The organism is Desulfoplanes sp. (assembly GCF_054921335.1).
Genome location: NZ_JBUDSQ010000006.1, coordinates 1 through 18,453, shown reverse-complemented (window position 1 = coordinate 18,453; position 18,453 = coordinate 1). Strand labels below are relative to the sequence as shown.

The window sequence follows — 18,453 nt, the reverse complement described above, 5'->3', positions numbered from 1 at the left end:
AACCGCCTTCCTCCCTTGAGATGGGACGAAAAATCCTGTACCCATACCCGATGTCATCGGACAACCGATGACATCGGGTATTTTTGTACGCAAATACGGATCATGAATATCGGCCCTGCCTATTCGAGGGGGATGGAACTGGATGCCGGGACCTACGATGTTCTGGTGAGCAAGTCCGGGTATCAGACCCTGCGGCGGACTGTGGCGGTGGAGCAGGGAGAGGATGTGTATGTTGATTTCGAGCTGGAGGCTGAAGCTGCTGCGGTTGGTGCCGGAGCACCGGGCAGGGAATGGCGTGATCCCGTGACGGGCATGCCGGACAGCATGGAAAAACTCCGTCAGCTCAAGGGATTCGGGAAGAAGCGTGTGGGCAAATATGGCAGGGATATCCTCAATATCACCAAACTTTTTAGGAAAAATCATCCTGTGGAGACAGCGAATCAGTTTTCTCGGCATGCGGGTTTTCCGGGGCATGATCAGGGTACGCCCGGCAAACAGGGCCAGAAGTCTGCGTCGTATGCAGCGCCAGATAGCACGCTGGGAAAAAGGGGCGATCTCGGAAACCCGGATGGCGGATTCTCTGACCAGCACCATGGCACATCTGACTTGTTTTTCACCCGGGCAGAAAATTTGGGAGCCATGACCGTAAAGGCGGGTCCAACCGAGTCAATCGCGGTGGCAGCTGGAACAACAACCCGAGGAATGTGCGGGCGGCCAATCGCAACAGGAATTCTCCGGGCAACGCGAACAGCAATCTGGGCTTCCGCCTTCTGAGCACGGGGAATCAGCAGAATCCGTTTTGCCACGGCAAAACGGGCCGTCTTGTTCCCTGTCCAGGCATGGTATCCCGTACGGCAGCGATGCCGTCGAATCGTGCAGACAGGGCAGAGCTGGTAGGGATATCCGAAGGCTCTGCCCTGTTTCCTGTTTTTTGTGGAAGGGGGGCACCCTCACCTGGCTATGTTTGACCGCCTTTTGGTGCCTGTACGTGTCCTTTTTCAGCGTAGGGGCGATTCACGAATCGCCCATGTAACGAATTGGGCAATGATAACCGCATTGAAGATATCCTACCGTTTCGGATGCCGATGTTGATTGTATATTTATTTTGTTGATACCGGGGCGTTTGTTTTTCCTCGCCTCCCGGGGCTCGATCAAAACGGGCGGATATTGAATCCGCCCCTACGGGATGTGTAGATGTGATGGGTTTTTGGTGGGGATGCGTTGGTTTTGGGGGAGGAGATTCTGTGCGGGCGTTTTGCATCCCCTTGCCCGATCATCCTGAATGCATTATCCGTTAAGCCATGTCCAAGATCAACAACATCCATGATACCCTGTTCAAGGAAACCCTGAGCCGGAAGGAGCTGGCAGCGGATTTTTTGGGTAATTACCTGCCGAAAGAAATTACCGAGCATATCCGGATGGATACCCTGTCCATCAGCAAGGACAGTTTTGTGGATCGGGATCAGATCGAGCGCTTTTCGGATCTGCTGTACGAGGTGTCCTTTTCCAACGATCGGACCGGGTTCGTGTATTTTCTGTTCGAGCACAAGAGCTATGATGACCGTTTCGCTGTGCTGCAGGTGCTCCGGTATCTGATCGAGATCTGGGAATTGTATCTCAAGCAGCATTCGGATGCGGTTGACCTTCCCCTGATCATCCCCATCATTGTCTATCATGGTTCGACCGTGAGGTCTTCGGTCCGTCTTTCCGAGCTGATCGAACTGCCCGACCCGGGTTTTGAAGCCTATGTGCCGGATTTCGACACGATCTTTCTGGATTTTTCCCCGGATTCCGAGCAGGAGATCAAGGGGATCATCTTTTTGAAGTTGGTACTTCTCTGCTTCCGGGCCAAGAACAGGCCAAGAACGCTGAAGTATGTCATGGAGATTTTCAGGGAACTTGGTAAACTCGACGAGAGCGAGTCGTCTATGCGGTGGCTGGAGGTCATCTTCCGTTACCTGGTACAGACCATGGACATCCCCAGGGAAGATATGCATGATATGATTTGCAAGACGCTCTCTGCGAGCAAGGAGGATATGATCATGACAGTGGCTGAACAACTACGAACCGAAGGACGGATGGAGGGGGCAGTACTGGGGCGCAACGCCATTCTGAATCGTCTTTTTCGCAAGCGTTTCGGAAGCTATCTCGACCCGCGCATTCAGGAAAAATTGCGCAATGCCACCCCGGAACAGCTCGACCTCTGGGCCGAGCGTATCCTGGATGCCGCGACTATCGAGGACGTCATCAAGGACTAAATCGGGATCATAGAGAAGCAGACACGCAAAACGCCCGCCGGGAGGAAATCCCGTGCGGGCGTTTTTGCGTTTCAAGCAGCAAAGACTTTTATCGGCCAATGCGGATGCTGCCGGAATCTGCTTTGAGTAAAGTGGAATTGGTTGGATAGATGTTGCAATGACATAGATAAATCAGATCGATATCGAGTTCAGCTATCTTGAAAAACGATTTGTCTTACATTCATGACAGCATGTACTTTGACTGGTTGTTTTGGCGATGTGGTTTGGCCGTTATCCCTGTTGTACTCTCAACCAAGGAGAAGTCATGAAAAGAACGCTGCAGGCATTGAGCATGGGCACCATGTGTATGGTCGCCATGGTCATGGTGATGGGAAATTTTTGTCCGCAGGCTCATGCGGGAACAACGAACCTGCTCGAGAGTATCGGGGAGACCGGCGAAGTGCACATGGGATTCCGGGAGGGGTCAGTGCCTTTCGGGTTCATCGATGCGCAGGGGAAGTGGGTCGGTTTCGGCCTGGATCTGGGCGCGGAAGTCGTCAAGGACCTTGAAAAGAAATTCGGCAAAAAGATCAAGCTGATCAAGCACCCCATGAATCCCAAAACCAGGATCACCATGGTTGCCAACGGCATGGTCGCCATGGGTATCGGTTCGACCACCATCACCCTGGCCCGTGAGGACGTGGTCGATTTCAGCCTGCCCTATTTTCTGACCGGGACGCGGCTGCTCGTTCCCAAAGACAGTCCCATCCAGGGCTTTCGTGATATCGGCGGGAAGCGTGTGGGCATGGGCAGCGGCTCCACCGCCAACATCAAGGGGATGGATCGGGCCATTGCCGACGGTCTGGTCAAGCCTGCCTGCAAAAAGGTCCTGTTCGAAGAACACAACAAGGGATTTCTGGCCCTGCAGCAGGGTAAGATCGATGCCTATTTCACCGATGCCAGCCAGCTGGCCGGCATGCGGGCCAAGGCAAAAAATCCTCAGGACTGGAAGATCGTGGGTCGTTATCTGACCTATGAGCCCTACGGTTTCATTCTTCCGAAGCACCAGGGTGACTGGAGGGATTTCGTGAACAAGTCCCTGATCCACATGATCAAGGATGGTCGCTTTGTGAGCCTGTACAATAAATGGTTTGGTCCCAAGGGTGTTGTCCCCCTGCCCATGACCGAAGAATACAAGGTTCTTCTGAAGGCCTTGAGCTATCCTGAATAACGCATGATCCGCAATCTCCCGGGGCCGGGCACCCGGCTCCGGGAGATGAACCCTCAAGGGTGTCCTTATAGATCACGGATTCAACTATGCTGAATTATACGTTTGACTGGAGCGTTCTGTGGCGTCAGCCATACGGTGAGATGATGCTCCAGGGCATCCGTACCACGATCACCCTGTCCCTGGCCGGCTGGTGCCTGGCCGTGCTGGTGGGTGTGATCATCGCGGGACTGCGAAGTTCCGGAAACAGATGGATGCGGGGCTTCGGATTGGCCTATGTTCTGGTGTTCAGGAATATTCCCTTTCTGGTGCAACTCTTTTTCTGGTATTTCGCCGCTCCGCTTATTCTTCCGGCGGATGCGCGGACCTGGCTGTACGATACCGTTCCCGAGTATGGCTATTGGTGCGGGATTGTCGGTCTCGGGCTGTACACGGCATCCAGGGTGGCCGAGCAATTCCGGTCGGGACTGCGCTCCATTCCTCCGGACCAGTACCGGGCCGCCTATGCCACAGGGCTTCGGCCGAGTCAGGTGTATCGGTACGTCATTCTCCCCTATGCCTTCAGGATCATCATTCCTTCCTTTACCACCGAATTTCTGACCTGCTTCAAGAACTCCGCCCTGACCATGACCATCGGGGTCATGGAGATCACGCATACGGCCTATTACATCGATTCCTTCACCTGGCACGGACTGGAAACGACCACTGCGGCCAGTCTGTGTTATCTGCTCATTGCCCAGATCATCGCTCTGATCATGTGGCAGGTGGAGACCCGTACGCATATTGCCGGTATGATAACGAGGGGACATTGATATGGATCTGCATGTCATCATCGACAACATGGGCTATCTCATCGGCGGTCTGGCGCTGACCTTTGAGATCGCCGCTCTGGCCATAGGGGGCGGACTGTGCTGGGGCATTCTTCTCGGCATGGGACGGCTTTCAAAGAACAGGCTCATCTACTACCCGGCCAGCGTGTATGTTCATTTTTTCCGGGGCATTCCCCTCATTCTGGTCATTTTCTGGATCTACTTTCTGCTCCCCCTCATCACGGGAAATTCTCTGGGGGAATTCGTGGCCGTGGTGGTCTCCTTCATTCTGTACGAGGCCTCATATTTTGCCGAGATCATCCGCTCGGGCATCCAGTCGGTACCGGCCGGCCAGGTCAATGCCGGACTGGCAACGGGCCTTCGGCCCCATCAGCTGGCACTTCATGTTATTCTGCCCCAGGCCCTGCGGAACATGGTTCCTTCTCTGGTCAACCATGCCGTGGTCATTTTTCAGGATACCTCCCTGGCCTATGTCATCGGCCTGCGGGAGTTCCTGCGCCGGGTCAATCTGGTCGACGCCAGGGAGGCTAGGTCCGTGGAGCTCTATCTCTTTGCCGGGCTCGTGTATTTTGTCATCTGCTCGCTGGGGACCCTGGCGAGTCATAAACTGGAACACCGTCCCCGGACATGCGGGAGTAATCTGTGATCGAAATCAGCAATGTGAGCCTGTGGTACGCAGCGTACAAGGCCCTGGACAATATATCCGTTTCCATGGCCAAGGGACAGACCATGGTCATCTGCGGGCCCAGCGGTTCCGGAAAGAGCACCCTGCTCCGGTGCACCAACGGGCTGGAAAGTTTCCAGCAGGGCAGCATCTCCGTGGACGGAGTCGGGGTCCAGGATCCGGCAACAGACATCTATGCTCTGCGATCCCGTATAGGTATGGTTTTTCAGCATTTTGAACTCTATCCCCACAAGACCATCCTGGAAAATGTGGTGCTCGCGCCAGTGAAGGTCAAAGGGGCTCCGCGCAAGGACGCCGAACGTCAGGGGCTTGCCCTGCTCGATCGTGTGGGCGTGGTTGATCAGGCCGGCAAATATCCGGCGGAACTTTCAGGGGGACAGCAGCAGCGGGTATCCATTGCCCGGGCTCTGGCCATGGAACCGTCGGTGATGCTTTTTGACGAACCCACCTCGGCCCTTGATCCCGAGATGATCAAGGAGGTTCTGGACGTGATGGCCGACTTGGCCCGGGAGGGCATGACCATGGTGGTTGTCACCCATGAGATGGGATTTGCCCGCCGGGTGGCCGATGACATTTTGTTCATGGATCAGGGACGCATCGTGGAGAGAAACACGGCCGAGGATTTCTTTCTCCACCCCTCAAACGAGCGGACCAGGCAGTTTCTGGAACGCGTCATGGATTACGACATCAACGTGGGAGGATGACGGCATGATAGACAGCGCAAAAATATGCATCCTTTGCGAGGACCAGGCCCGCATGGGATTTCGTGACAAAATTTTCATGGGTCAGCACGGATTGTCCCTGTTTGTTCGGGCGGAAAAGGACGTGCTTTTCGATACCGGGCCATCGGATGTTTTCATGCACAATGCTGCGCTTATGGGGGTCGATCCCAACCAGGTCGATTGCGTCGTTTTGAGTCATGGTCATTGGGACCATACCGACGGTATTCTGCATCTCGGACGGGATGGCGGTCCCACGAAGCTGGTCGCCCATCCCGAAATTTTTGCAAACAGGCACAAGCAAAGCGGAGAGTACAACGGCATTGGGGCATCCCGTGAGGAACTGGAAACCAGGTTCGATCTCCAGCTGGTGCGTGACCCCCTTGCCCTGACCGAGTCCCTTTATTTTTTGGGTGAGATCCCGAGGGCCAATGATTTCGAATCCGTGAACACGACGTTTTTTCTTGAGGACAACGGGGAGAATCGCCCGGATTTTCTCCTGGACGACAGCGCCCTGGCTCTTGCAACCAGCAAGGGATGTGTGGTCATTCCAGGATGCGCCCATGCCGGGATCTGCAATAGCTGTGAATACGCCAAAAAGGTCACCGGGCAATCCCATGTGCACATGGTCCTGGGCGGGTTCCATCTTCTGGAGGAGGGGGAACAGCTGGAGAAAACGGTGGGCTATTTCAAGGAGAATCCGGTTGACCGCCTTTTTCCCCTGCACTGCACGGCATTGCCGGCACTGAGCAGGTTTTACCAGGAGTTCGGTGCCCCCAAATTGTGTTGTGGGGATGTCGTTCGGATATAGTCGGGACGGTTTTGAAAGGTGTTGGATTGGTTGGAACATTGAAACGTCCAGGTAATGCCAAATCGGGGGAGATCCCGGATCAAGTCCGGGATGACGTGTTTGTTTTTCCGTCTCCCGTCTCCTGTTGCAAATAACAGCCGAAAATTGACCAGGTGTGATCACTGATACATGTATTTGCGATACGATACCGTTTCGGATGGTAATTCTGATCCCGTATGGATGTTTGTTTTCCCGCACCTCCCGGGGCGCGGGAAAACGGGCGGATATTGAATCCGCCCGTACGGGTGCTGGTGGGGGGGCGTAGGATTTTTATCCCTTCTTGGCTGATCAATTTGAATGCATTACCCGTATTTTATGGCCAAGATCAATAACATCCACGATACCCTGTTCAAGGAAACCCTGAGCCGGAAGGAGCTGGCAGCGGATTTTTTGGGTAATTACCTGCCGAAAGAAATTACCGAGCATATCCGGATGGATACCCTGTCCATCAGCAAGGACAGTTTTGTGGATCGGGATCAGATCGAGCGCTTTTCGGATCTGCTGTACGAGGTGTCCTTTTCCAACGATCGGACCGGGTTCGTGTATTTTCTGTTCGAGCACAAGAGCTATGATGACCGTTTCGCTGTGCTGCAGGTGCTCCGGTATCTGATCGAGATCTGGGAATTGTATCTCAAGCAGCATTCGGATGCGGTTGACCTTCCCCTGATCATCCCCATCATTGTCTATCATGGTTCGACCGTGAGGTCTTCGGTCCGTCTTTCCGAGCTGATCGAACTGCCCGACCCGGGTTTTGAAGCCTATGTGCCGGATTTCGACACGATCTTTCTGGATTTTTCCCCGGATTCCGAACAGGAGATCAAGGGCGTTATCTTTATGAAGCTGGTACTTCTCTGCTTCCGGGCCAAGAACAAGCCCAAGGCCTTGCATCATGTCATGGAAATCTTCATGGAGTTGGCCAAACTCGACGAGAGCGAGTCGTCCATGCGCTGGCTGGAGGTCGTCTTCCGCTATATGGTTCAGACTATGGACATCAGCGAGAAAGATATGCAAGATATCGCTCATCGGACATTGTCCGCGAGCAAGGAGGATACGGTCATGACATTGGCACAACGATTGGAATCAAAGGGACGGATGGAAGGCGTGCAACTGGGCGAACTGTCGGGGCGTAATGCAATTCTGAATCGCCAAATGAGGAAACGTTTCGGCAGCTATCTTGATTCACGCGTTCAGGAGAAATTACGCAATGCCACACCTGAACAGCTCGATCTCTGGGCCGAGCGTATCCTGGATGCCGCGACTATCGAGGACGTCATCAAGGACTGAATCGGCATTCTCATAGATCAAACGCACAAAACGCCCGCCGGGAGGAAATCCCGTGCGGGCGTTTTTGGTGTCAGGTCCTGACGAGGAATTGTCATTTTACGAGCTGGATTTCGTACTTTGCCGTCATCCCGGCGAAGGCCGGGATCTTGAACGGTTGGGGCGAGTCCGAAGCGTAAACCCAACGGCAAGTCCGGGATGACGAGTTTTTTTGATTGGCTCCATTTTTCGTTGCTTGTGCGCGTATATTTGGAGTGGGCAGGGTAAGAGCCCGCATCAACCCGCCAGCCAGAATACGCATAGGATGGTCACGCAACTCAACGCAGTCGCTACCAGCAGGAGGGCCGAGGCAAGGGATGCGTCGCCGCCGTACCGGCGGAGGAATACGGCGCCCAGCACGGCCGGGGGCATGGCTCCCAGAAGGATCAGGATATCCTTCCAGAGTTTTTCAAATCCTGCCGGATCCGCAGCCCATGCCAGTCCCAGGGGCTTGAGAAAGAGTTTGATGGCGATGACAATGGCCAGTGGGGGCAGGATGGTTTTCAGCTCCGGGATCTTGAACACCAGGCCCACCGAGAGGATGGCCAGGGGGGTGAAGGTCTGTGCGAGGTTGAGGAAGAGATGCATGGGGCTCCCGGGGCAGGGGGGTGATGCTCAAGGATTACGGCCGGCTTCAGCCCTGCAGCACGGGCAGGATGCATCCCATGGCTTCCAGGGCCCTGGTGAATTCGGTTTTCTTGCCCGGCAGGACCACGATGTGCTGCCTGCCTGCGGCAAGGCACAGGGAGTCGGTATCCTGAGAGCGCCCATTGTTCGATTTTGGAAAGACGTTTGACAATGGAGGGCAGCTTGACAGTCATATGGTTGTATATGGCTTTGATGAGGTCGGCCTTGCGAGTCGGGGGATCGGTCAAGCGCAGGCCGGAGGCCAGCATTTTCAGGTCTCGCACGGTGCAATGTGCAAACAGGGCCGTTTCCAATGCGTTGAACTCTTCTGGGGAGTGTGACACGAACTCTCCTGCTTGATGGGGGGTACGGTCGTGGGCCGAATCGCCCTCTGTGTTTTTACGCCGCAATCATTTCGAATTATCGGGTTTCCATCGAACCTTTGCTTTGAGCCGGTCCGTAGGGGCACCCCTTGCGGGTACCCAATTCCGGCATTTTCTCTGGGGTGAGGTTCGTCGCCAAAAGGGCACCCGCAAGGGGTGCCCCTACGAATTGATTGTTTTGAAATGGAACCGAAATCTATCAAAGGTACCGACCCGGTCGCGTTTTGGTGCGCAGTCGGTCGCAGATGTATGAGGTATGCTGCATGTCAACTACAGATGAACAGGAATCTCCCCTGATCGAATCCTACCGCGCCCTGTCGGGGGTGCCGCAACTTTTGTTGCACATTCTGGCCGTGAATGTCGCTGCCTGTTTCAACCTGACGGCAGCGGATTATGTCATCCACATGGCCCCCTGGTGGAACCCGGCCGTGGAAGACCAGGCTTCGGACAGGGCCCACCGCATCGGCCAGCAACGGCCCGTGACCGTGTATCGGCTGGTGGTGGGCGATTCCATCGAGGAACAGATCGTTGCTCTGCATAAGGAAAAGCGCGACCTCGCCACCTCCATCCTGGCCGGCACCGATGCCTCGGGCAAGGTGTCTGCCGACAAGCTGCTCGGATTGTTGCGCGGCGGTAGTGATGGGTGAATCTGGGGGAATCCCGGGGAGGTGCCGTATGTCGGAATTCACGAAAAAGCCGCATAGTGATGGTTGGACACCCTCTTTCCGGTCACTCTTGGAATGATTGTTTTTTTCTCCTCCCTGGTTTCGCAAAAACAGGCACATTCGTGCACGGCCCCGGGCAGATGTGCCTGCAAAAAAGAGATTTTTGCAGGCAGTGTTAAGGTTTAAGGTGAAAGTTTTAAATAAAATCAGATTGTTACAAAATATTGTTTTGAGCTTGAACCCCGTCTTTCAACTTTTTGCAGGAGCATCCGGGCATGGCGGTCATGGTTTATTCTGAAGGGGGAGCCGGGACATGTGTCGGGGTCTGTTCCCAGAAGATCCCGACGGCTATGTCCCGGCTCATGAGCTCTGCTCCCCGTCCTGTTTTTCTGCAATACATACTTTGTTCCTTCCTGTTTCTTTGGCCCTGTACAGGGCATGGTCTCCCCTTGCCACGAAATCGGTCAGTTTTTCCTGCTGCTGTCGGTAGGCCACGCCGCAGCTGACGGTCATCTGTACCGTGTCCATGGGGGCGCTGAAGGTGAGTGCCGCTATACCGGTGCGGATCCGTTCTGCCAGAATCGCGGCCTCACCACTGTCTTGTCCGCTGACGAAAACCGCAAACTCCTCTCCCCCGAGGCGGATCGGAATATCGCCCCCGCGTAGCGTGTTCTTTATGGCGGCAGCCGCCGTCCGAAGAACTTCATCGCCGCCATTGTGTCCGTAGGTATCATTGATGCGTTTGAAATGATCCAGATCCAGCATGACCAGGGCTATGCCGGCCGTGGCGTCACGGTCATGCAGTGCCATGAGCCTCTGCAATGTCTCCGTCATATATTCTCGGGTATAGAGTCCCGTGAGGGGATCGCGGATGGAGCGCTGGTAATAGCTCTGGCGTTCGATCTCCATCTTGCGGTACATCAGTTCCCGTTCCACAGCCACGCTGAGCGGCATGCTCATTTGCAGGAGGGTGTCCCTGGTTTCCTTGTCCAGGATGACCGGGCTTGTCAGGTGGAGGAGCGCCAGGCCCGTGGTCTTCCCCAGTGCCGGTGAAAAAAGCGGCATGGGAACAGGAAGGTTCTTGGATCCGACCGGATCGGGCCGGGGAATCGCTGTATTTCCCCCCTCCTCTTCATCCATATATATTTCCAGACATTTTTTTTCGTCCAGGTTGACGAAATGGCCGTAGTCGGCAGGAATCGTGCGGGTGGTGCCGTGATACCGTGTTTCCGGCGCGAGATGGAGGTTGGTCTCTTCGTCCCATGCATAAAATTCAAGGCGGTCGGCTGGGAGTACGTGTCGGATTTCATCGAGCATTGCCGAGGCAACATCACCGAATTCCCGATAGCTGACAATGGATCGCATGAACCGTTGCAGCATCCGGTTGAGTTCCGAGAGCCGGATCACATCCGTGCTGGTGTGGGTGAGAAGATATATGCCGCATTGCAGTTTTTTGAGCTCGCTGAAAATATACGGGACCAGTTTTTGGGGGATGATGGAACCGTGCTGGGGAGCGATGGCCTGCAGGGGGAATTGTTCCAGCTTGAGAAGGCTGTGATACAGGATGTCATGGGAAGGCATGTAGTGTTCGTGGAAGGGACGCATGGACTCGAAATAGCTTTCGTCTTCGGCCACAAGTTTCCAGCCGTCGGTGAATCCCCCGAACAGGTCGCTTGAAAAAAGTATCCGGCTTTGGGGATCAAAGGTGCAGAAGGCCCCGGGAAAATGCAGATAGGGGGTGAATACAAAGTCCAGCTCCCGGTCCCCCAGGTCCAGTTTCCATTCGTGTTCTTCCACGCAGAGGAAGGGGAGAGTGAGACCGTAGTGGCGCAGCAGGGCGATGGCCCGCCAGTGGCTGACGATAACGGCGTCCTCGCGGCAGACAAGCTGGTCGATAAGAGGCAGGGCCGCTGCAATGTCCGGGTCCTGGTGATGGCAGACGAAATAACGGATGTGGCTGAAAGGGATGACCTGTTCGATTTTCCGCAGGGTATGGGCAAAGGTCAGCTTGGAGCCCGGATCGATGAGCACGGAGTTTTCTCCGTTGACGATGAGGTACACATGGCACTGGAATTTGTCCTCGGGCATATAGTGGCCGACCCACCAGATGTTGTTGCCGAGGCAGACGGCGTCCTGGGCCTGGGATTGGTCGACAGGGGACAAGGTCATGGAGAGACTCCTGTAGTAGTGTGGGCTTATGCGGATGATGCGGGCACATGCCCGCTGTTTTGTACCTGATCAGCGTAGATGAGTTTTTGTTGGCAAAGAGTGCACGTGGGGACACTATTTTCAGTAGCTCGGCGGCCAGCTATTCTCCAGCAATTCCCGGCATGAATTGTCATAAATGCAATCATTCCGGATAGATCTGTAGTGGCGATTCACGATTCGCCCGTTTTTGCACCTCCCCGGGAGGAGCTGCAAAAACATTCTTTGGCATTCTGGATTTGTAAGCTCTCTTGCTGGGGCTGGGTTTATCCAGACCTTGTTGTGGCATCCTGCAATGTGTTGAATTCCATCGGGTAGTATGCCAAGTGCTGGTCTGCCATTGGTACGGTTGTCGTTGTCCGATAGCGGTGCGCAGAGTAGTACATTCCATATGGGTTCGGGCATATCCGGATCCGTATCGGCCGACAACCTCTTCTTCCGCGTATCTTCGGGTGGTGGAACGGATTGGTCGGTAATTTTTTTTGTTCATTTCCTTCTCGGCCGGGATGTCCGGGTATGGTATCAATAGTATTGCGGAGCAAAAGGCATAAAACGTATGTTTGAAGAGATTTTCAAGAATATCGACGATGTCCTCTGGAAGGAAGCCGGATGTTCCTCCGAGCTGGACTATACCGAGCAGTCCTCATGGATGCTTTTTTTGAAGGATCCTAAAACGGGCGATTTTTAATCGTCCCTTGTAAGAGATTTTGGCTAATGTTGGTATAGATGGTTTTGCACGTATGCTTAGCAGGGAGAATCGATCGATGGAACGTGAAAGCTGGAGCGGCAAACTGGGTTTTATATTGGCATGTATGGGGGCGGCTATCGGGCTGGGGAATATTTGGTTGTTTCCGTGGCGGCTTGCTTCTTACGGTGGGGCCGCCTTCCTCGTTCCCTATTTTTTGTTCGTGTTCGGGATGGTTGTGTTCGGGCTCATTGCCGAGCTGGCCTTTGGGCGGAGTCAGAAGGCCGGTCCCATGGGCGCGTTGGTCAAGACTTTTTCGCCCCAGCGGCCCGTGGTCGGGGGGCTGCTGGGAGCCATTCCCGTGGTCGCCTTGTTCGGGATTCTGGTTTTTTACGTCATCGTGCTGGGCTGGATTCTCAAGTATTTCTTTTTCGCCCTGCTCAGCGGGTTCGGGGGGGTGGATCCGGGCGGGCTGTTCGGCGGACTGGCCGGGACATCGTCGTCCATTCCGTGGCATTTGGCGGCCATGCTTCTGACCATGATCTTCGTGGCTGCCGGTATCGAAAAGGGGTTGGAAAAGTGCAATAAGGTGGCCATGCCCCTGTTTTTCGGACTGCTGTTGATCCTGCTCATCCGGAGTCTGACCCTGCCCGGCTCCCTCAAAGGGGTGGAGTATCTGATCCAGCCCGACTGGTCCAAACTGGGGGAAATCACCACATGGGTCATGGCCCTGGGCCAGAGTTTCTTCACCGTGAGCCTCGGTGGCATGCTCATCTACGGGAGTTATCTGACCAGGGATGTGGACATACCCGATTCTGCCTTCAAGACGGTGATCATGAACACCAGCGCCTCGCTGCTGGCCGCGTTCGTGATCATCCCCTCGGTTTTCGCTTTTGGTCTGGATCTCCAGTCCGGGCCGGGACTGCTGTTCGTGACCATGCCCCGGATTTTCGAAAGCATGCCCCAGGGCCATCTTTTCGGGGCTCTGTTCTTTCTGAGCATTGTTTTGGCCGGGCTTTCCTCGGCCCTGAATCTCCTGGAGGTGCCTGTGGAGGCGGCCATCGAACGGCTTGGGCTGGAGCGTCCCGTGGCCGTGCTTCTGGTCGGTGCCCTGGCCTTTGTGGTCGGTCTGCCCCTGGACCTGAACATGGGGCTCTTCGGCAAGTGGGCGGATATTATCACTATCTATCTTTTTCCCTTTGGCGCGTTGGTCATCCAGGTGGCTTTTTTCTGGGCCTACGGGGCCGACCGGGCCATGGCGGAGATCAATACCGGAGCCGGGCGGGTGTATGGCGGGCGGCTGCGGTTTTTTCTGCAGTATGTATTCCCGCTGGTGGCCATGCTCGTGCTGGTGCTGGGGATCGTCTACGGGGGGATCGGGTAGATGGAGATAATCACTTCCTCCGACAGATTGCAGCAGGTCTGTCTGGAATATAGGAAAACCACAAAGATCGGCCTGGTCCCGACCATGGGATTTTTTCATGAAGGCCATCTCTCCCTGATGGATTGGGTCCGCAGGCAGTGTGATATCCTGGTCGTGTCCCTGTTCGTCAATCCATCCCAGTTCGGACCGGGTGAGGACCTGGACGCCTATCCCAGAGACGAAGAGCGGGACGCGAGGCTGGCCCAAGAGCACGGTGCTGATATCTTGTTCATCCCCCCGCCCGGAACCATGTATGAGGATGATCACGCTAGCTGGGTCGAGGTGCCGGAGCTGGCAAAGGGACTGTGCGGTACGACCCGGCCCGTTCACTTCCGGGGAGTGGCAACAGTGGTGACCAAGCTGTTCAATCTGGTCCAGCCCCATGTGGCTGCGTTCGGGGAAAAGGACCGCCAGCAATTGGCCATCATCAAGCGGATGGTCAGGGATCTGAATATGCCGGTGGAAGTTGTGGGGCGTCCCATTGTCCGCGAAAAAGACGGGCTGGCCATGAGTTCGCGCAACGCCTATCTCACCTCCGAGGAACGCGGGCAGGCTCCGGCATTGTACAGGGGACTGCAGGCCGCAAGGGATTGGATCAGGGGCGGAGAGAGACAGACCGCTGCATTGCTGGATACGATTACGGCATTTTACGGGGAACATATCCCCGGCGGCCGGTTGGACTATTTCGAGGTCGTGGACCCGGATTCCATGCAGTCGGTTTCCGTTATTTTTGGGCCGGTGGTTCTTGCCGTGGCCATGTATCTAGGTAATGCTCGGTTGATCGACAATGTTCTGATTGATCCGGAGGCACTTGCTGGCCCCAATTGATTTCAACGTCATGAGGAGGAACATCATGGCAACTAAAATGAGCATTCCTCAACTCGCTTCCCGCAAGACAGCGGGACAAAAGATAACCATGGTCACCGCCTATGACTATCCCACGGCCCGCATGGTGGACAAGGCCGGGCTGGACATGATCCTGGTGGGTGATTCCCTGGGCATGGTCGTGCTGGGGTATGACTCCACGGTGCCCGTGACCATGGAGGAGATGCTCCATCATATCAAGGCGGTCATGCGTGGGACTGAAAAGGCCTTCGTCCTCGGAGACATGCCCTTCATGTCCTACCAGGTTTCCGTGGAGCAGGCGGTTCGAAACGGAGGACGGCTGATCAAGGAAGGAAGATGCGACGGGGTCAAGCTGGAAGGTGGCCGGGAGGTCGTGCCCCAGGTGGAAGGGTTGTGTCGGGCCGGAATTCCCGTGTGCGCCCATATCGGGTTGACCCCCCAGACCGCGACCAATCTGGGCGGGTTCAAGGTTCAGGGCAAGGATGCGGCTTCGGCGCGTGCCCTGGTGGAGGACGCCATTGCGTTGGAGAAAGCCGGGGCGTTCATGATCGTGCTCGAATGTGTGCCCGATGTTCTGGCCCGGGAGATCAGCCTTGCATTGACCATCCCGACCATCGGCATCGGGGCGGGCAGGGAGTGCGATGGGCAGGTGCTCGTGTATCATGACCTGGTCGGGCTTTTCGACCGGTTCACGCCCAAATTCGTCAAACAGTACGCAACGCTCGGAGGCGAGATTGTCCAGGCCCTGCGTCAGTACGGGGACGATGTTGCCGGCGGGACGTTTCCCGGACCTGAGCACAGCTTCGGCATGAAGGAAGATGAAGCCGACCGTTTTTTGCAGACCAGGGAGTAATGGACGTGGCGGATACTCTTGAACTCGCCCTGATTCAGATGCAGGCCGTACCTGACAGGGCTACCAATATCCGGAGCATCGACCGGTTGCTCGGGGAGTGCTCGGGCTGTGACCTGGCTGTTCTGCCGGAAACCGCACTCTGTCTGGGCAATGGTGCAACCGTGCGGTCCAGTGCGCGAACCTTGGCCGTGCTGAACACGGAGCTTGGCGGGCTTGCCGCACGTCATGGAATGCATGTGCTTTGTGGAGGGGTTCCCGTGATCCATGGGGACGGCATCCGCAATGCGGCCCTTGCCTATGGGCCCACTGGAGCCCTGGTCGCACGGTACGACAAGATGCATCTTTTCCAGCTCGAGCCGGATCGGCCCGGTGGTGTTGATGAGACGAGACTTTATTCCCACGGCTCCGGACCGGTTGTATGGGGGTTCAACGGATGGCGGATCTGCCTGTCCATCTGCTATGACATCCGATTTCCCGAGCTGTTCAGGGCGTGCGCGCCTATGGATCTCATCCTCTGCCCCATGGCCTTCACCGCCCGAACGGGTAAGGCACACGGCCATCTGCTCCTTCGGGCCCGGGCTGTGGAGAATCAATGCTATGCGGCATCAGCCTCCTTGTGCGGGAAAAATCAGGAAACCGGCATGGACCTTTTTGGCCATAGCATGATTGTCGATCCCTGGGGAGAGGTGCTCGCGGACGGGGGCGAAAAGGCAGCCGGCGTTGTACGTGTTCGGTGCGACAAAGAAAGGATTCGCGAGGTTCGGCAGACATTGCCGGCTTTGCGGAATATGAGGAAGGGCGGTTTCAGGTTTTAGGATTTAGGTTTTAGGCGGGAAACCAATAGGATGGGCCACAGGGGGCAGGAGACAAGAGACGGGATGAGCCAGCTTTTTGCCTGAAACCTAAAACCTAAAGCGGCCAAGCCGCAGTTTTACGTTTTAGGTTTTAAGTTTTAAGTTCAGGCGGTTATAGAATTTTCTTGTTTTTTATAACAGAACCTTTTGAGTAAGGTACTACAACGTAACCCCCTCAACCCCTTTCAGAAATTGCTCCGATCCCATACACCGCACCCCCACATTGGCCATGTCCGTAATATTTGCTTTGGCGATTTCGGATGTCTGTGCCGAGCAACCGTCTGTGATCAGCGTCACGTCATAGTCCAGACACAGAGCATCGAACACCGTGGCCCGGACGCAGTTGGGGAGCTGGGTGCCGGTGACCACCACATGGGAGATGTTCAGCCGTCTGAGCATGAGATCGAGTTCCGTGAACATGAACGCGCTGAACCGGTTCTTGATCACCCGGTATTCTCCCGGAATGGGAGAGAGCTGTTTGACGATTGCGCTCCCTTGGGTGCCGGAGAGCACGAATGGCCGGTTTTCCAGGAAGTCCTTCTGGCGCAATTTCTCCACATCCGAGCCGTCAGGACGATATTCGCGGGTGATGTGGAAAACCGGATGTTCATTCGTTCTGAATGTTTCAAGCATGCTTTTGATGGCCGGAATGGTCGAAGCCGCTCCGGCCACATGGACCGGTCCTCCGGGGAGGACGAAATCGTTCTGCATGTCGATGATCAGAAGGGCCATGTCGTTGGAACGCATTGCAGGAGTGCCTCCTTCCATTATATATACTCGAACATGGATGTTTTTTCCGGCCGTCCGGTCATGGCTGCGACCACCGGGCATTTGACCTTGAAGGCGAAATAGATCCCGGTCCTCTCGTTTTTGAGGGCTTCAAAATTTCCCTGGCCCTTGCTGATGATGATTTCGGCCTTGTCCATGCGATCCAGGAAGTCCTCAGTGCATCGTTCGAGTACAGTGCCCGGAGTGTCCACGCCCGATGTGATGACCTCGCACCGGTCGGTCATGCCCACCCGTTTTGCGTCGTCCATGGTTGCATCATTCAGGATCGGAGTTCCGCGAACGGCATAGGTCACCTCATGGCCGAGACGGACGAGTTCGTCCACGAGCAGGGTGTCCAGGACGATCTCTCCGGCGTTGTCACCGAGGATGAGGACGGATCGGGGAGAAGACAGCCGTTCCCTGAATCCCGGATAATGGGTGGTTGCCCATGAAGCGTCCCTTTCTTCTTTCATAGCCTGTTCCCAACCATGCTGGGTAGGGGTGCCCGCGTCCATATAGTTGCCGATGATGGCAAGGCGGAGTGCGTCGAAGAGCGGATCAGGACTTACGGCAAGCGTTTGTCGGAAGCCGGGCAGGAGGCGCTGCACGTCGGTATTGGCCTGGTTCTTGATGTCGGCAAAGATGTCTTCTGTTTTAAAGAGAGTGGCCAGGTGTTTGTACATGATGCCTGCCAGGGCGGGGGGTGAGACGGTCAGGTCGAGGGATGGCAGCATGGATGCCCATTCCAGGAGTACCTTTTTGTGCAGATCAAAATCGTCAGGGGCGATGATCCTGGCCGCCTTGAGGGCCTGGTTCATGAAGCAGGGTATGCAGTCGAGGGTGGTTTGCATGGTAGATCCTTATTGATGTGGTCGTACAACGGCTGATTGGCGTTGGTGTAAGGTGGGCATTCGGGAAAGTCAAAAGGGGTGGGCGTAGGCAACAGGCGGACAGGAACTGATGGGAATTCAAAAATGCTAACACCAATTCTCCCCTGGGAACGCCGAGCGTCTGCTCGGCCCGGTATGGGGAGGAGGGAGGGGATAGGGGGTGGGACCCCCGGTGATTGATGGATGGGCAACCGCCTTTGTTCTTGCACCAAATGCCGAGCAGACGCTCGGCGTTCCCAGAAAGGGCAAGGGGCCGTGGGAGCGGGGAAGTATGGTTCCGGACGATCAATTTGAGTTTTTTCGAAAAAGTGTTTGACAACCGGGGCGAGTCCACATAGATACCGCATCTCTTGACCGCGAGGGGTGTGCAAAGCCGCACCCGGTA

Annotated in this window: 19 protein-coding genes and 1 pseudogene; 15 read left to right on the top strand and 5 right to left on the bottom strand. The window is 55.6% G+C overall.

Features of this window, described 5'->3' with window-relative positions; genetic code table 11:
- Positions 1 to 102: 102 nt before the first annotated feature.
- The 9 genes and pseudogenes from ACY692_RS02510 to ACY692_RS02470 all read left to right on the top strand — a co-directional run bounded on the left by ACY692_RS02510 (position 103) and on the right by ACY692_RS02470 (position 7,833).
- The gene (locus ACY692_RS02510) at positions 103 to 774 is read left to right on the top strand and encodes a PEGA domain-containing protein (protein WP_462323756.1); all 672 of its coding nucleotides are present in this window, start codon (positions 103 to 105) and stop codon (positions 772 to 774) included.
- Positions 699 to 968: pseudogene (locus ACY692_RS02505) on the top strand (hypothetical protein); the annotation flags it as partial. The gene ACY692_RS02510 and the pseudogene ACY692_RS02505, both read left to right, overlap by 76 nt.
- 333 nt (positions 969 to 1,301) lie before the next feature.
- Positions 1,302 to 2,258 carry an Rpn family recombination-promoting nuclease/putative transposase gene (locus tag ACY692_RS02500; RefSeq protein WP_462323755.1) on the top strand — a complete coding sequence of 319 codons (957 nt, stop codon included), beginning with the start codon at positions 1,302 to 1,304 and terminating at the stop codon, positions 2,256 to 2,258.
- Between the two features lie 304 nt (positions 2,259 to 2,562).
- Positions 2,563 to 3,468 carry a transporter substrate-binding domain-containing protein gene (locus ACY692_RS02495; protein WP_462323754.1) on the top strand — a complete coding sequence of 302 codons (906 nt, stop codon included), beginning with the start codon at positions 2,563 to 2,565 and terminating at the stop codon, positions 3,466 to 3,468.
- An 86-nt stretch (positions 3,469 to 3,554) separates the two neighbouring features.
- Positions 3,555 to 4,277, top strand: coding sequence for an amino acid ABC transporter permease (locus ACY692_RS02490; RefSeq protein ID WP_462323753.1), 723 nt, complete (start codon positions 3,555 to 3,557; stop codon positions 4,275 to 4,277).
- Between the two features lies 1 nt (position 4,278).
- Positions 4,279 to 4,941, top strand: coding sequence for an amino acid ABC transporter permease (locus tag ACY692_RS02485; RefSeq protein WP_462323752.1), 663 nt, complete (start codon positions 4,279 to 4,281; stop codon positions 4,939 to 4,941).
- Entirely contained in the window at positions 4,938 to 5,684 is a 747-nt protein-coding gene (locus ACY692_RS02480; protein WP_462323751.1) for an amino acid ABC transporter ATP-binding protein, read from the top strand. Before ACY692_RS02485 ends, ACY692_RS02480 begins: the two co-directional genes overlap by 4 nt.
- A gap of 4 nt (positions 5,685 to 5,688) precedes the next feature.
- Entirely contained in the window at positions 5,689 to 6,510 is an 822-nt protein-coding gene (locus ACY692_RS02475; RefSeq protein WP_462323750.1) for an MBL fold metallo-hydrolase, read from the top strand.
- Between the two features lie 354 nt (positions 6,511 to 6,864).
- Positions 6,865 to 7,833: an Rpn family recombination-promoting nuclease/putative transposase gene (locus ACY692_RS02470; RefSeq protein ID WP_462323749.1), complete on the top strand. Its 969-nt coding sequence runs from the start codon at positions 6,865 to 6,867 to the stop codon at positions 7,831 to 7,833.
- 273 nt (positions 7,834 to 8,106) lie between these two features.
- Here ACY692_RS02470 and ACY692_RS02465 read toward each other — a convergent pair whose 3' ends face one another.
- Together ACY692_RS02465 and ACY692_RS02460 are read right to left on the bottom strand one after the other, a co-directional pair.
- Positions 8,107 to 8,457: an AEC family transporter gene (locus tag ACY692_RS02465; RefSeq protein ID WP_462323748.1), complete on the bottom strand. Its 351-nt coding sequence runs from the start codon at positions 8,455 to 8,457 to the stop codon at positions 8,107 to 8,109.
- 46 nt (positions 8,458 to 8,503) lie between these two features.
- Positions 8,504 to 8,668, bottom strand: coding sequence for a hypothetical protein (locus tag ACY692_RS02460; RefSeq protein WP_462323747.1), 165 nt, complete (start codon positions 8,666 to 8,668; stop codon positions 8,504 to 8,506).
- A 474-nt stretch (positions 8,669 to 9,142) separates the two neighbouring features.
- Between ACY692_RS02460 and ACY692_RS02455 the strand changes: the two genes are divergently transcribed.
- Positions 9,143 to 9,526 carry a helicase-related protein gene (locus ACY692_RS02455; protein WP_462323746.1) on the top strand — a complete coding sequence of 128 codons (384 nt, stop codon included), beginning with the start codon at positions 9,143 to 9,145 and terminating at the stop codon, positions 9,524 to 9,526.
- Positions 9,527 to 9,904: 378 nt separating this feature from the next.
- Here ACY692_RS02455 and ACY692_RS02450 read toward each other — a convergent pair whose 3' ends face one another.
- Positions 9,905 to 11,713, bottom strand: a complete 1,809-nt coding sequence (locus tag ACY692_RS02450; RefSeq protein WP_462323745.1) for an oxygen-binding di-iron domain-containing protein — start codon at positions 11,711 to 11,713, stop codon at positions 9,905 to 9,907.
- Between the two features lie 592 nt (positions 11,714 to 12,305).
- On the opposite strand from ACY692_RS02450, the gene ACY692_RS02445 reads away from it, so the two are divergent.
- From ACY692_RS02445 to ACY692_RS02425, 5 genes are all read left to right on the top strand, one after another.
- Entirely contained in the window at positions 12,306 to 12,437 is a 132-nt protein-coding gene (locus ACY692_RS02445; RefSeq protein WP_462323744.1) for a hypothetical protein, read from the top strand.
- 76 nt (positions 12,438 to 12,513) lie between these two features.
- Positions 12,514 to 13,818, top strand: a complete 1,305-nt coding sequence (locus ACY692_RS02440; protein WP_462323743.1) for a sodium-dependent transporter — start codon at positions 12,514 to 12,516, stop codon at positions 13,816 to 13,818.
- On the top strand, positions 13,819 to 14,685 hold the full coding sequence (gene panC / locus ACY692_RS02435; protein WP_462323742.1) for a pantoate--beta-alanine ligase: 867 nt from the start codon (positions 13,819 to 13,821) through the stop codon (positions 14,683 to 14,685). It begins immediately after the preceding gene.
- 25 nt (positions 14,686 to 14,710) lie between these two features.
- Positions 14,711 to 15,556, top strand: coding sequence for a 3-methyl-2-oxobutanoate hydroxymethyltransferase (gene panB / locus ACY692_RS02430; protein ID WP_462323741.1), 846 nt, complete (start codon positions 14,711 to 14,713; stop codon positions 15,554 to 15,556).
- A 5-nt stretch (positions 15,557 to 15,561) separates the two neighbouring features.
- Positions 15,562 to 16,371 (top strand): nitrilase-related carbon-nitrogen hydrolase, encoded by an 810-nt coding sequence (locus ACY692_RS02425; RefSeq protein ID WP_462323740.1) that lies wholly within the window; start codon positions 15,562 to 15,564, stop codon positions 16,369 to 16,371.
- A 198-nt stretch (positions 16,372 to 16,569) separates the two neighbouring features.
- On the opposite strand, the gene ACY692_RS02420 is transcribed toward ACY692_RS02425, so the two are convergent.
- Positions 16,570 to 17,157, bottom strand: a complete 588-nt coding sequence (locus ACY692_RS02420) for a cysteine hydrolase family protein (RefSeq protein WP_462323739.1) — start codon at positions 17,155 to 17,157, stop codon at positions 16,570 to 16,572.
- Positions 17,158 to 17,177: 20 nt separating this feature from the next.
- Positions 17,178 to 18,029: a damage-control phosphatase ARMT1 family protein gene (locus tag ACY692_RS02415; protein ID WP_462323738.1), complete on the bottom strand. Its 852-nt coding sequence runs from the start codon at positions 18,027 to 18,029 to the stop codon at positions 17,178 to 17,180.
- Between the last annotated feature and the right edge of the window lie 424 nt (positions 18,030 to 18,453).

Bases quoted from the DNA above. Each gene is read 5' to 3' on its own strand.
- ACY692_RS02510 (WP_462323756.1), top strand. From the start codon at position 103: ATGAATATCGGCCCTGCCTATTCGAGGGGGATGGAACTGGATGCCGGG.
- ACY692_RS02500 (WP_462323755.1), top strand. From the start codon at position 1,302: ATGTCCAAGATCAACAACATCCATGATACCCTGTTCAAGGAAACCCTG.
- ACY692_RS02495 (WP_462323754.1), top strand. From the start codon at position 2,563: ATGAAAAGAACGCTGCAGGCATTGAGCATGGGCACCATGTGTATGGTC.
- ACY692_RS02490 (WP_462323753.1), top strand. From the start codon at position 3,555: ATGCTGAATTATACGTTTGACTGGAGCGTTCTGTGGCGTCAGCCATAC.
- ACY692_RS02485 (WP_462323752.1), top strand. From the start codon at position 4,279: ATGGATCTGCATGTCATCATCGACAACATGGGCTATCTCATCGGCGGT.
- ACY692_RS02475 (WP_462323750.1), top strand. From the start codon at position 5,689: ATGATAGACAGCGCAAAAATATGCATCCTTTGCGAGGACCAGGCCCGC.
- ACY692_RS02470 (WP_462323749.1), top strand. From the start codon at position 6,865: ATGGCCAAGATCAATAACATCCACGATACCCTGTTCAAGGAAACCCTG.
- ACY692_RS02465 (WP_462323748.1), bottom strand. From the start codon at position 8,457: ATGCATCTCTTCCTCAACCTCGCACAGACCTTCACCCCCCTGGCCATC.
- ACY692_RS02455 (WP_462323746.1), top strand. From the start codon at position 9,143: ATGTCAACTACAGATGAACAGGAATCTCCCCTGATCGAATCCTACCGC.
- ACY692_RS02450 (WP_462323745.1), bottom strand. From the start codon at position 11,713: ATGACCTTGTCCCCTGTCGACCAATCCCAGGCCCAGGACGCCGTCTGC.
- ACY692_RS02445 (WP_462323744.1), top strand. From the start codon at position 12,306: ATGTTTGAAGAGATTTTCAAGAATATCGACGATGTCCTCTGGAAGGAA.
- ACY692_RS02440 (WP_462323743.1), top strand. From the start codon at position 12,514: ATGGAACGTGAAAGCTGGAGCGGCAAACTGGGTTTTATATTGGCATGT.
- panC (WP_462323742.1), top strand. From the start codon at position 13,819: ATGGAGATAATCACTTCCTCCGACAGATTGCAGCAGGTCTGTCTGGAA.
- panB (WP_462323741.1), top strand. From the start codon at position 14,711: ATGGCAACTAAAATGAGCATTCCTCAACTCGCTTCCCGCAAGACAGCG.
- ACY692_RS02420 (WP_462323739.1), bottom strand. From the start codon at position 17,157: ATGCGTTCCAACGACATGGCCCTTCTGATCATCGACATGCAGAACGAT.
- ACY692_RS02415 (WP_462323738.1), bottom strand. From the start codon at position 18,029: ATGCAAACCACCCTCGACTGCATACCCTGCTTCATGAACCAGGCCCTC.